The organism is Arcticibacter tournemirensis, assembly GCF_006716645.1.
Lineage (GTDB): Bacteria > Bacteroidota > Bacteroidia > Sphingobacteriales > Sphingobacteriaceae > Arcticibacter > Arcticibacter tournemirensis.
The window spans coordinates 1,671,469-1,684,157 of record NZ_VFPL01000001.1 but is presented as its reverse complement, the minus strand read 5'-3'; the positions used below and the strand labels follow the sequence as shown (position 1 = coordinate 1,684,157).

Annotated in this window: 9 protein-coding genes; all 9 read left to right on the top strand. The window is 43.1% G+C overall.

Features of this window, described 5'->3' with window-relative positions:
* Nucleotides 1–70: 70 nt before the first annotated feature.
* The 9 genes from BDE36_RS07225 to BDE36_RS07185 all read left to right on the top strand — a co-directional run bounded on the left by BDE36_RS07225 (nucleotide 71) and on the right by BDE36_RS07185 (nucleotide 12,677).
* Nucleotides 71–481 carry a Dabb family protein gene (locus BDE36_RS07225; protein WP_141814334.1) on the top strand — a complete coding sequence of 137 codons (411 nt, stop codon included), beginning with the start codon at nucleotides 71–73 and terminating at the stop codon, nucleotides 479–481.
* A 194-nt stretch (nucleotides 482–675) separates the two neighbouring features.
* Nucleotides 676–867 carry a cold-shock protein gene (locus BDE36_RS07220; RefSeq protein WP_128770348.1) on the top strand — a complete coding sequence of 64 codons (192 nt, stop codon included), beginning with the start codon at nucleotides 676–678 and terminating at the stop codon, nucleotides 865–867.
* Between the two features lie 191 nt (nucleotides 868–1,058).
* Nucleotides 1,059–1,514 (top strand): cold-shock protein, encoded by a 456-nt coding sequence (locus tag BDE36_RS07215; protein ID WP_128770326.1) that lies wholly within the window; start codon nucleotides 1,059–1,061, stop codon nucleotides 1,512–1,514.
* 269 nt (nucleotides 1,515–1,783) lie between these two features.
* Nucleotides 1,784–2,428 carry a cytochrome c nitrite reductase small subunit gene (nrfH, locus tag BDE36_RS07210; RefSeq protein ID WP_128770325.1) on the top strand — a complete coding sequence of 215 codons (645 nt, stop codon included), beginning with the start codon at nucleotides 1,784–1,786 and terminating at the stop codon, nucleotides 2,426–2,428.
* A gap of 7 nt (nucleotides 2,429–2,435) precedes the next feature.
* Nucleotides 2,436–3,923: an ammonia-forming cytochrome c nitrite reductase gene (gene nrfA / locus BDE36_RS07205; RefSeq protein ID WP_141814333.1), complete on the top strand. Its 1,488-nt coding sequence runs from the start codon at nucleotides 2,436–2,438 to the stop codon at nucleotides 3,921–3,923.
* 6 nt (nucleotides 3,924–3,929) lie between these two features.
* On the top strand, nucleotides 3,930–7,055 hold the full coding sequence (locus tag BDE36_RS07200) for a cytochrome c biogenesis protein CcsA (RefSeq protein WP_141814332.1): 3,126 nt from the start codon (nucleotides 3,930–3,932) through the stop codon (nucleotides 7,053–7,055).
* 17 nt (nucleotides 7,056–7,072) lie between these two features.
* On the top strand, nucleotides 7,073–7,930 hold the full coding sequence (locus BDE36_RS07195) for a DUF3298 and DUF4163 domain-containing protein (protein ID WP_141814331.1): 858 nt from the start codon (nucleotides 7,073–7,075) through the stop codon (nucleotides 7,928–7,930).
* 156 nt (nucleotides 7,931–8,086) lie between these two features.
* Complete coding sequence (locus BDE36_RS07190; protein WP_141814330.1) at nucleotides 8,087–9,151, top strand: LacI family DNA-binding transcriptional regulator; 1,065 nt, start codon at nucleotides 8,087–8,089, stop codon at nucleotides 9,149–9,151.
* A gap of 322 nt (nucleotides 9,152–9,473) precedes the next feature.
* Entirely contained in the window at nucleotides 9,474–12,677 is a 3,204-nt protein-coding gene (locus tag BDE36_RS07185; protein WP_141814329.1) for a SusC/RagA family TonB-linked outer membrane protein, read from the top strand.
* Nucleotides 12,678–12,689 lie beyond the last annotated feature (12 nt).

Genomic DNA, 12,689 nt, shown 5'->3' with positions numbered 1-12,689 from the left:
CAAAATCCCATAAAGAGTAAAAGTTCTTTTCAATTAATTATTTGTAAATTAAGCCTTCACATATACAGCTATGAGCAAAACTAACAGAAGAAAATTTATTGCCACCGCCGCCACTGTTGCCGCAGGGACAGTCGCAGCATCAGCTATTACATTAACGAAAGTTCAAAAAAAATATCCGGTAGTCCACCAGGTATTCTTTTGGTTAAAGAATCCGGCATCACCAGAAGACCGGGATAAATTAATTACCGGACTGAAAACATTGTCGAAGATAGAAACAGTGAAAGAAATCCGTGTAGGTATTGTTGCCGGCACCGAAAAGCGCGACGTTGTAGACAACAGCTGGTCGGTGTCGGAACTCATTTTCTTTAGTGACCTCAATAGCCAGGCTGTTTACCAGACTCACCCTATCCATCTTCAGTTTATTAAAGATTGCAGTCATCTCTGGGAAAAAGTAATTGTATACGACTCAGTAACTGTATAACAAGGAGATCCTTAAAAAATATCACCCTGGTGTCAACCCCTGCGACTGGCTGTTCAACACGATACTAACGTAATATCTCTGCAGGGAATAGAGTGTTCGGTCAGAACAAATATAGAGGGACCGTGCCTCTGGCGGGAAGTAAATTATTGCAGAATTAAATTATTTTAACTAATTTTATAAAAATTAATGAAATAATGCAACAAGGAAAAGTAAAATTTTTTAATGAGAGTAAAGGTTTTGGATTTATCACACCTGAAAATGGCGGTAGTGAAATTTTCGTTCACGCTTCAGGATTGATTGATAATATCCGTGAAAACGACACCGTGACCTATGATGTCGAAGAAGGCCGTAAAGGGCTTAACGCAGTAAATGTAAAGATAGCTTAATTTACTATAAAGTCATTTGTCTAGCATTCTCCTTTTGAGGAGAATGCTTTTTTATTTTATATCATCTATCAAATAACAAATAAATAAGAAGTAATTATAAAAACATTTTCGCAAATTGTCTTTTATAAAATATAAAGAGAATATTTGCAGTGCTATTTCAGCAACAATTTTAATACAATACGATTAATACTATGGGTAGATCAACGGAAACGTTTAGCAAAAAAGAAAAAGAAAAGAAAAGATTAAAAAAGCAAAAGGAAAAAAAGGAAAAAGCAGAGGACCGCAAAGCGAATTCTGACAAAGGAAAAAGCCTGGAAGAAATGATGGCTTACGTGGATGAGAATGGAAATATTTCATCAACACCTCCAGATCCTGGTAAAAAACAAAAAATCAACACCGAGGATATTCAGATCGGTATTGCCCGGCAGGAATATGTGCCTGAAGATGCAATCAGAAATGGAGTGGTAACACATTTCAACGAAGCTAAAGGTTACGGCTTTATCAACGACCTGCAGAGCCAGGAAAGTATTTTTGTTCATATTAACGGCTTGACCGAACCTGTAAAAGAGAACGACAAAGTTACGTTCGAAACCGAAAAGGGCCAAAAAGGCTTAAATGCGGTAAGAGTTAAAAAAGTTATCAAATAGCTTGTTAATATACCTCTGGTTGTTATTCCTTTAAAGTTCCTATACGGAATCTTTAAAGGCCCGACACCTTACACCCTGCGATAATACAAAAGCACGGCCTCAAACCTTAATTCAGGTAACCTATGAACCTCCAGGGACTATTGTGCCTTATTGCACTATTCTCTAAAACCATCTTCTTTACTATATGTTATTAAAGAAGTATTTTGAGTATCTTAGACATCATTCGAAGGGGGAATGGTTGAGAAGGGGCACATTAAAAGAGCTAACCAATGGCTAGATTTCGTAAATTCAAACGTTTTCTTTTCAAATACAGCTTAATACCACCCAGAAAATGGCGGCCGGCCGCTATAATGGCAGTTGCTTCTTTTGTGGGTTTGGGACTATATATCATAAGGCTTAGTAATGCTGCTTCCTATCTGTCAGACGATCCGCAAGCTTGTGTAAACTGCCATTTGATGACGCCTCAATATATCACCTGGAATCATAGTTCGCACCGCGAGGTTGCACATTGCAACGATTGTCATGTGCCTCATAACAACGTTTTTAATAAATATTACTTTAAGGCGAAAGATGGACTGTATCATGCTTCCATTTTCACACTTCGCGCAGAACCACAGGTCATAAAAGCGAAAGGAGCTTCTGTGGAGGTCATACAGGATAATTGCATCCGCTGTCATCAGGACCAGGTTACAGACGCAAAGATGGCTGGCTTTGTGGAAGACCATTATGAAAAAAGGACAGACCGGACCTGCTGGGAATGCCACAGGGAGGTACCTCACGGAAGAGTAAAAAGTCTCTCGTCTGTCGGTTTTCAAATAGAACCCATCCGTGCCTATACAACTCCCGAAACGAAGATAGTACCTGACTGGCTCAAAGAATCGATGAACGAACAGAAAACAGCACAATCCAAATAATTTAAAGATGAGAAACTGGATCCTTTTTATCGCGACCGTGTTAATAGTGTTTTTACTGTCCATGCTTGTTTATTCTGTTATGGACAGGAAGACAGAGGCAAGATTTGCTTATCACCCCCGGGTTGAGATTAAAGGCATAGAGCCGCGTGATTCACTTTGGGGATTAAACTATCCCCGGCAGTATCAGTCGTACCAGAAAACTCAGGATACTACGTTTAAAAGCAAATACAACACCAGCGGATTTCGTGATGCTTTAGAGGAAAATCCCGAGACGATCATTCTATGGGCTGGCTATGCCTTCAGCAAAGGATACAACCAGCCCCGGGGGCATAATCACGCGGTAAGGGATGTGCTCGCTTCGGTGAGGATCGGGGCTCCTAAAGAGCCGGGTTCCGGGGCAATGCCAAGCACCTGCTGGACATGCAAAAGCCCGGATGTTCCCCGGCTGATGAAGGAACTCGGCGTAACAGAGTTTTACAGCAAGAAATTGTCAGATTTCGGCAGCCAGATCATTAATCCGATTGGTTGTGCTGATTGCCACGACCCAAAAACGATGAATTTAACGATCACCCGACCTGCATTAGTAGAAGCTTTTCAGGCTATGGGACGCGATATCAATAAAGCCTCACACCAGGAAATGCGCTCGCTTGTTTGTGCGCAGTGTCATGTGGAATATTATTTCGATAAGCACAAGCCAGGTAAAGAAAAAGCCCAGTATGTCACTTTTCCATGGAAAGATGGCCATACCGTTGAAGCGATGGAAGCTTATTACGACAAGATTGAATTTGCCGACTGGGTACACCCTTTGAGTAAAGCGAAAATGCTCAAAGCTCAGCATCCCGACTTCGAAATCTACTCATTCGGCGTACATGCAAAAAGAGGGGTTTCATGTGCCGACTGCCATATGCCTTATGGAACAGAAGGTGGACAGAAATTTACGGACCACCACATAGGCTCGCCGCTCTCCAACGTCGAAAACTCCTGCTTTGTATGCCATAGGGAAAAAGTATCCGACCTGGTAAGCGATGTTTACGAACGGCAAACTAAAGTAAAACAAGGCATATCTCAACTACAACGTCATATAGCGATGGCACACCTCGAGGCAGAGAAAGCCTGGAAGCTGGGAGCTAAAGAACCCCAGATGGCAAAGATCCTGAAAGGGATCAGACACGCGCAGTGGCGCTGGGATTACATAGCAGCTTCGCACGGCGCCGGATTCCACGCTCCGCTCGAATCAAGCCGTATCCTCGCTTCTGGTTCTGCTATCATTCAGGAAGCAAGGATTGAACTGGCAAGGGTTCTCGCATCCCTTGGTTATAACCAGCCTGTAAAAATGCCGGACCTGAACAGCAAAGCCGCCCTTCAGGCGTATATAGGAGTAGATCTCGAAAAAGAGAAAATGGAGAAAGCAAATTTCCTTGAACAGGTAGTACCTAAATGGCTCAAAGAAGGAAAAGCCAGGGAAGCAAAGCAAAAAGTAAATATGCTTAACTAATACTGGATGACATATTATAAATTCCTGACTTCCACCCGCACTTCCCTTGTACTACTTATTGCATTTGCCGCTGCTATGGCCGTGGCCACCTTTATCGAAAATGACCATGGCACAGCGGTGGCCCGGGGACTGGTATACGAGACATGGTGGTTTGAGTTCATTCTGCTCTGGCTCGCTGTTAATTTCCTGGCCCACATCAGGCAATACAAACTTTTTCACAGAAACAGGTGGCCTATCGGCTTATTTCACATCGCATTTGTCATCATCATCATAGGAGCTGGTGTGACAAGGTATTTCAGCGAAGAAGGCGTCATTCATATCCGGGAGGGGCAAAAGGAAGACACTTTCTACACCAACGCACGCTATCTGCAGCTCAAACAAATAGATAAAGGATCTGGAAAACAGTTTCAAAAGCCGGTCACACTGATCAGCCATAATTTCAAACCTCAAGCTACTTCGGCAAACCTCGGCGATGAAACATTTACCGTAATTTTTGAGGAGTATACAACGGGCGCCAGAGAAGAGATCGTGGCAGGCTCTGATACTTTTCTGGAATTTGCAGTGGCATCAGGAGAGGGAAGACAAGATTACGTTATAAAAGAGGGCAACGGACTGCAGATGGGCGGACTTTCACTCGGAACGCAAAAAGGCAGCCGGAATCCCGTTAAGATATTTAAACAGGGCAAAACGTGGATGATCCATTCGGCCGTTCATCTGCAGCAGATGGACATGGCAACGCAGCAGATTGGCGTACTTCACGCCGGAGAAACCAAGCCCCTGAAGCTCCGCTCACTCTACCAGGCAGAAGGAGTGGCTTTTCTTGTAAAAGCGATTCATGAGAAGGCTACGCTGAAATACCGGCAAGAGAAAGACGAAAAGCTGGCGAAGAATCTGCCAGAAGTTGTGAAGCTGAAAGTAACGGACGAGCATGGAAAACCCTTGGTTGATAGCTATATCAGAATGAGCAGCCTTGATCCTTCATGGCAGCCCTTCACTTACAAAGGGAAACAGTATATGGTGACCTATGGTCCTAAAGCTAAGAAACTCCCCTTTAATCTTCATCTGAGAGATTTTCAGCTGGAGCGCTATCCCGGCAGTCAGAGTCCCGAGAGTTATGCAAGCGAACTACGAGTGACGGATTCAGAAAATGACTTCCGGTTTCGGGTATTTATGAATAATGTACTCGATTACAAAGGATACCGCTTTTACCAGTCCTCGTACGACACCGACGAGAAAGGTACGGTATTATCTGTAAACCGTGACCGTCCCGGCACCTACCTCACTTACCTCGGATATACCTTACTCGGCCTTGGTATGTTTCTGACACTATTTACCAAGGGTAGTCGTTTCCGGCTCGTGAATAAAAAACTGACAGCGATACGAAAAAGAACGGGCGCAGCCTTAACTGCTCTCCTTACCTTCTTGTGCATATCCGCAAACGCGCAGTCGCCGGGTACACTACCCCTGGTACCTGCAGAAAAAGCGGCTGAATATGGAAAACTTATCGTCCAGGACCTGGATGGGCGCATGAAGCCGCTCAATACGCTTGCCAATGAAATTCTGCGCAAGTTAAATGGCAAGTCGTCTATCGCCCTCCCCGACAGTTCCGGTGGTGCGAAACTTAGTCCTGAACAATTCCTGCTGGCAGTGCAGATGGATCCGGTGTTATCAAGCAGGCTTCCACTTATCCGGATCGACAAAGAAAAATCTCACCTGGCATTCCTGGCCCTTGGAATAAAACCGGCGGAAAGGATCAGTTTCAGCGATTTTGTTAATAAGGATGGCGAATACCTGCTTCAGGACCTGGTAGAGGAGGCCAACAAACTTAAACCGGCAGAGCGGAACGAAGGGCATAAAGAACTGCTTAAAACAGATGAGCGGTTTAATATATTCTATGCTCTTCTTACCGGCGACTTCCTGCGTATCTTCCCGAACAAAGACGACCCGAACAATACCTGGTTTACCAGTCAGCAATCGCAAAAGGGATTTGCTGAAGAAGATGCTCGCTTTGTTGAAAATATTACTGCCCTGTATCTTTCGGGCTTGCAAAAGGGCTTGCAGGAAAGAAACTGGACACAGGCCGATGAGGCGCTAAGTTATATGCACCTCTTTCAGCAGAAAGCAGGAAAAAAAGTATATCCGGAAGAGCGCCTCATTAAAGCCGAACTCCTTTACAACAAATTAAGCCTCGGCAATAAACTGTTTGGCCCTTTCTGGTTAACAGGCATATTGATGCTTGCCCTCGTGATATTGATGTTATTTAAAGAGTCGAAGCTCATAACATGGGGCTGGATTGCCGGAAAGGCGTTGAGCTGGCTGGGACTCCTGATCTTTACCTTCCATCTTGGCTTGCGATGGTATATCGCAAAGCATCCACCCTGGAGCGACGGCTTCGAAATGCTCGTTTTTGTTGCATGGGGTGTGCTGCTATTTGGCCTGATCTTTTCGGCAAAGTCGAAGTTTACAGTTCCGCTGGCACTGCTGTTTTCGGGCACATTGCTTTTCGTAAGTTTCCTCGACTGGCTAAATCCTGAAATCACCAACCTGATGCCCGTACTGCATTCATACTGGCTCAAAATTCATGTGGCTATCATTGTAAGCTCTTATGCGCCCCTGGCGTTGACTGCTATACTCGGGCTGCTTAGCCTGCTTTTGCTCATTTTTAAGCCCGCATCCCCTAAACCAAACTGGTGGATAAGCATGCAGGAGTTAACTATTGTAAGCGAAATGTCGGCTACCATCGGCTTATTCCTGCTAACGATAGGTACTTTTCTTGGAGGCGTATGGGCGAATGAAAGCTGGGGCAGATACTGGGCATGGGATCCGAAAGAAACGTGGGCGCTTATATCGGTTATTGTATATGCCTTTGTATTGCACCTCCGTCTGATTCCGGCGCTGAAGAATATGCTTACCTATAGCCTGGCCAGTCTATGGGCTTTTTCTTCTATCGTCATGACATCGTTTGGCGTGAACTACTACCTCTCGGGCCTTCATTCATACGCTGCCGGAGATCCTGTGCCCATACCGGTTTGGGTGTACTGGGCAGTAGGCATCCTGCTTCTTATTTCGGTTATATCTGTGCTAAAATACCGCAAGATGCAAGAGCAGGAAAAGAAAATGTTGATAGTATAATACTAAACATTTACAGCATGATGATGTTAAGAGACTCAATGAAGATCTTTAATTCACTTATATATCCGCTATCAATCGTATTAGCGTTACTCTCCGCTTGCAATAATACACCACAGAATAAACTAAAGAGCAGCAAAAGCCCGGGTTTGGACTTCGACACAGTTACCTACACTCTTAAAACAATCACGAAGGACGATCCGGAATGTGATACTTCCAGGGAAAAAAACTGCAGAATCGTCAACATTAAATATCATGTTTTTGACAATCACCCGGTTTTAAACGATTCCATCAGGACGATGCTTCTTGCAATTTATCCGTTCGAAAGAACGGATCCATCAGTAATGCCTTCTCTTGATAAGCAAACTGAGGAGTTTATGGATAAATACGAGGAATTTAAAAAAGAGCCCTACTCGCAGGGACGGAAATACGGGTTAATCAGTTCTACCAAGGTCATGGAGGAGCTCGGCAACCTCCTCACTCTACAGTTGGATGCATATACTTACAGCGGCGGAGCCCATGGCGCCTCATTTACCCACTTTTTTAATTACGACATCAGAAACAAAAAGATGATTTTCATCGACGACGTTATAAATGATAATTACCAGGACTGTTTAGTGAAAGTTGCTGAACGTATATTCAAAAAGAATGAGGGACTGAATCCTGGCCAGCCTTTAAAGCCGAACGCATATTTCTTTGAAAACAACAGGTTTAGCCTTGCAAATAACTACGTTTTCACACCTCAGGGAATTATGTTCTTGTACAACGAATACGAAATAAAGCCCTATGCAGATGGAAAAACGGAACTGCTCGTTCCATATGCGGAAATAAAACACATGCTCAAAACGGAAACTCTTATCCGTCAATTTTTAAAATAGCGGGCCAGTTTCTTACTGCAGACACGGTTTTATCCTCTACGAAGCGGATCTCCGTCAAAAAGACTTATCTGTTTATCCAAAATTTGAAGATTATTTCTTCTCGTTTACGTACACATTGTATTTTCGTATTTTATTATTTATTACCATTTCCTGAATATGACAGAAAATAATGATACGGAGCTGGTCGGTGTAAAAGAGATAGCGCGCCGGGCAAATGTTTCCATAGCTACAGTAGACCGTGTATTGCATAATCGGACAGGAGTATCTTTGAAGACAAAAGATAAGATAAATGCGATTATAGCGGAACTAGACTATCGTCCAAACATCATGGCCAGAAGACTTGCCTCAAAAAAAGTGCTTCGTATAGCTGTACTTATACCTTCTGTCTCGTCCGAAACCGACTACTGGGATGCTCCTCTGACGGGAGTTTCTCAGGCTGAAGCGGAAATTAAGGCGTACGGTATAACAGTTGAAAAATTTCTGTTCGATCAGAATGATAAGGCCTCGTTTCATGCGCAGGCCAGAAATGTCTTAAAGGACTATTACGATGGCGTGCTCCTGGCTCCCATGTTTGTGGAAGAGTCAAAAGAATTTGTTGAAGCGTGCCAGAAGAGGGACATACCCTATATATTTATAAACTCAGATGTTCCAGGTACAAATTGCCTTTCCTACATAGGGCCCGATCTTTATCGTAGCGGATATCTTGGGGCTCATCTTGCCAATTATTTAATAAACAACGAGGATAAAATTCTAATTGTGAATATTTCACAGGAGATGGACAACCACCATCATCTGTTGCGCAAGGAAGAAGGATTTCGCGCATATTTTAGCGAAAATGGCAAATCAATGAGTATAGCCAAGGCTGATATCAGGCGGACAGATTATCCTTCGGTAAAAAAGGAGTTGACACTTGCTCTTCAGGCAAAAGATGTGAGACTCATATTTGTAACCAATTCGAGAGTTTCTGTTGTTTCCCGGTTTTTGGAAGAATCAGGCATCAGGGATATCGTTTTAATAGGTTATGATTTTATAAAGGAAAATATCGACTACCTCAAAAGACAAAAAATTGACTTCCTGATCTGTCAGAAACCTCAGGAACAGGGATACAGGGGTATTATGTTTCTATATAACCATCTTGTTCATTCCGCCTCCATAGACCGCACGTATTATATGCCAATTGATATTATTACATGTGAAAATTACCAATTTTATAGAAATTAATGCTTTATACTTAAATTTATTTAATAAAAACTATATATTTTGATCAAAATTAAATCCACAAGTCACTAAAGCGCCAAATCCTGCTTATAAAATCTTTTTTTAACAAATATTAACTATTATTTGCATGTTTAAATTGGATAATCTATTTTCGTGTACGTAACCGTAGAAAGAAATAATAACCATTCGCGTTCATAGCATCATTTTCACTAAAATTTAAATATGAGTTCTTTCACAATCCTCTTGAAAAGATTTTTAAAAACGGGTACGCACCCGGAGCCTTTCTTTAAATCACGCCAACAATTAGCATTAAATGATTAATCCAATGAGTTTGTTAAACAAATCGTGTCTGCGACGCTTGTTAATCCTTTCTTTAGTCCTTTGGGTAACACCGACTTTCTCACACGGAAGTTCATTATCCTTGAAACGCGAATCTCCAATATCCATTTTTAAACAGGAGATAACAATTAGTGGAGTAGTCAGAGATAAAGCAAATCAGCTATTACCCGGAGTGAGTATCAGGGTAATAGGAACAGCTATTTCATCTGCTACTGACATAAATGGGAAGTACCAAATAAAGGTACCTTCAGGATCAAGTGTTCTCGTGTTCAGCTACGTCGGCTTTTATCCGTTAGAAGAGGTTGCTGGATCAAGACGAGTAATCGACGTGATATTAAGAGAGAATATTCAATCTCTGAATGAGGTAGTAGTAATCGGATATGGGACAGTAAACAGGAAGGACCTCACGGGATCTGTCGGAAAAGTTGACATTGAGGATATGAACAGAGCTCCGGTCGCATCATTTGAGGATGCATTAGCGGGCCGGGTAGCCGGAGTTAGCGTTTCATCTAATGAGGGCCAACCAGGAGCTGGAGTGGATATCGTGATCCGCGGAGCAAACTCGGTTACGCAAAGCAACTCACCTCTTTATGTTATTGATGGCTTTCCAATTGAAGATCCTACCAACGCAGCTATTAACCCAGCCGATATTGCTTCCATAGACGTACTTAAGGACGCTTCCGCTGCTGCTATTTACGGCTCGAGGGCCGCGAACGGAGTTATAGTAATCGAAACGAAAAAAGGTAAAGTTGGCAAACCCGTTTTAACCTACGACGCTTCTCTTGGATTTCAGCACATTGTGAAGACAATGGATTTGATGAACCCTTATGAATTCGTGAAACTGCAACAGGAACTTGATCCTGTATTATCGTCTGCACAATACCTTTCTGACCGCGATCTTGACTCGTACCGTGCCGAAGCAGGATATGACTGGCAATCTGAAATGTTTCGAACCGCACCGGTTCAGATTCACAATTTATCGCTTTCCGGAGGTTCTGATCAGACACGCTACGCCCTTTCCGGGTCTATTTATGATCAGGACGGAATCATTATCAATTCTGGCTATAAACGATATCAGGGAAGGATTTCTCTTGATCAGACAATTTCCTCCAAACTTAAAGCGGGAATTGTAGCGAATTACAGTGTCGTCAAAAACAACGGACGGATTGCTTCTGAAATGGGAAGCAGCGGATCTGCATCGAGTTATTTGCTTTATAGTATCTGGGGTTACCGCCCTGTTGCAGGAAATAATGCAGATTTGCTCGGCAACCTCGTGGACCCGGAAATTGAAAGCACCAACGATTTTCGGGTAAACCCGGTCATCTCGACAAATAATGAACAGCTCCATTCAAAGAATAACAGCCTAACGGCGAACGCTTATTTTACATATTCAATTCTCAAGGATCTTACCCTTAAGGTTACCGGTGGCATTAATAGCCGGATGCTAAGGGAGGATGCCTTTTATAATTCTCAAACCTCCAGAGGTACTCCGCTAATTCCGACGAATACCAGGGGTGTATTCGGGACCATTGCAAATGAAGAAGTCAATACCTGGATGAATGAAAATACTCTTTCATATAAAAAGAAATTTGGGCAGCACACGCTTGATGCGGTCGGCGGATTTACCTTACAAGGCAGATCATCTAATAACTACGGGTTTACTTCGCAGTTGGTTCCAAATGAAAGTCTGGGTCTAAGCGGCTTAGATGAAGGGGTTCCCTATTCCACCGTGGCAGCGGAGACGGAAAACACACTCGCCTCTTTTTTAGGAAGGATTAACTATAATTACAAATCGAAATATCTTCTTACCGCTTCTTTCAGGGCAGACGGTTCGTCGAAATTTGTAGACGATAATAAGTGGGGATATTTTCCTTCGGCAGCCTTTGCATGGCGTATGAGTAGCGAAAACTTCATGAAAAAGCTCACTGCTGTTTCAGATGCCAAGTTAAGGGTTAGCTATGGGTTAACAGGTAATAACAGGATCCCGGATTTCGCCGCACTCTCCGCACTTAGCTTTTCACCAGTTAACCCTCTGATCACATTGACAAATAACTACTCATTTAACAACCAGACTCCCGGAAAAGGGGTGATTCCCGCAACCCTTGAAAACAGAGACCTGAAATGGGAAACTACCACACAATTGGATCTTGGGTATGATCTTGGTTTGTTTAAAAACAGAATCTCTGTATCGGCCGACTGGTATAAAAAAGAGACCAAAGACTTGTTACTGAATGCTAACATGCCCTACAGTACAGGGTATGTAAAAGCATTGAAGAACATCGGCAGTATGCAAAACAGCGGTGTAGAGCTCAGCCTGAATACGGTCAATATTCAGAATAAAAATTTTAGCTGGAGCAGTAATTTCAATATCAGCTTCAACAAAAACAAGGTCCTGGGGCTCTCGGGAGAAGAATCGACATTATTTTCGACCATAAACTGGGAGGTAGCTTACGAAAAAACTCCGCTTTATGTCGCAGAAGTCGGACACCCTGTTGCCCAATTCTACGGATACCAGTGGGATGGCATATACCAGTACGAGGATTTCGATGTGGCGAACGGTGTTTACACCCTTAAGCCAGGGATAACAAATAACGGCGGTACGGTTCAGCCAGGAGACATTAAATATAAAGACCTGAATGGAGACCTTAAGGTGAATGCAGATGATAGAACAGTGATTGGAAATCCGATGCCTAAACATACCGGAGGTTTTACGAATAATTTCCGGTATAAGGGTATTGACCTGAATGTTTTCTTCCAGTGGTCATACGGCAATGACATCTTAAACGCAAACAGGATTATATTCGAGGGGAATGCGCTAAACTATAAAAACCTGAACCAGTATGCAAGCTATAACAATCGGTGGATGCCTGATAATCCCAGTAATACGCTGGCCCGTGTTGGCGGTCAGGGTCCAAGAGGAGTATATTCGTCAAGAGAAATTGAAGACGGCTCTTATCTCAGACTGAAAACCGTTTCTCTTGGTTACAACGTTCCTGCAAAGTTCCTGAGCACCCTTAAAGTAAACAGTGTATATATTTCAGCTTCTGCACAGAACCTTTTTACCTGGACGAACTATTCGGGCATCGACCCTGAGGTCTCCGTCCGTAATTCGGCATTAACTCCGGGCTTTGACTATTCCGCCTACCCGCGTGCAAAAACCGTGACTTTTAATCTAAAAATTTCACTATAGACCAAGATATGC

Coding starts and splice junctions, on each gene's coding strand:
- nrfA (WP_141814333.1), top strand. CDS start 2,436: ATGAGAAACTGGATCCTTTTTATCGCGACCGTGTTAATAGTGTTTTTA.
- nrfH (WP_128770325.1), top strand. CDS start 1,784: ATGGCTAGATTTCGTAAATTCAAACGTTTTCTTTTCAAATACAGCTTA.
- BDE36_RS07220 (WP_128770348.1), top strand. CDS start 676: ATGCAACAAGGAAAAGTAAAATTTTTTAATGAGAGTAAAGGTTTTGGA.
- BDE36_RS07200 (WP_141814332.1), top strand. CDS start 3,930: ATGACATATTATAAATTCCTGACTTCCACCCGCACTTCCCTTGTACTA.
- BDE36_RS07190 (WP_141814330.1), top strand. CDS start 8,087: ATGACAGAAAATAATGATACGGAGCTGGTCGGTGTAAAAGAGATAGCG.
- BDE36_RS07195 (WP_141814331.1), top strand. CDS start 7,073: ATGATGATGTTAAGAGACTCAATGAAGATCTTTAATTCACTTATATAT.
- BDE36_RS07215 (WP_128770326.1), top strand. CDS start 1,059: ATGGGTAGATCAACGGAAACGTTTAGCAAAAAAGAAAAAGAAAAGAAA.
- BDE36_RS07225 (WP_141814334.1), top strand. CDS start 71: ATGAGCAAAACTAACAGAAGAAAATTTATTGCCACCGCCGCCACTGTT.
- BDE36_RS07185 (WP_141814329.1), top strand. CDS start 9,474: ATGAGTTTGTTAAACAAATCGTGTCTGCGACGCTTGTTAATCCTTTCT.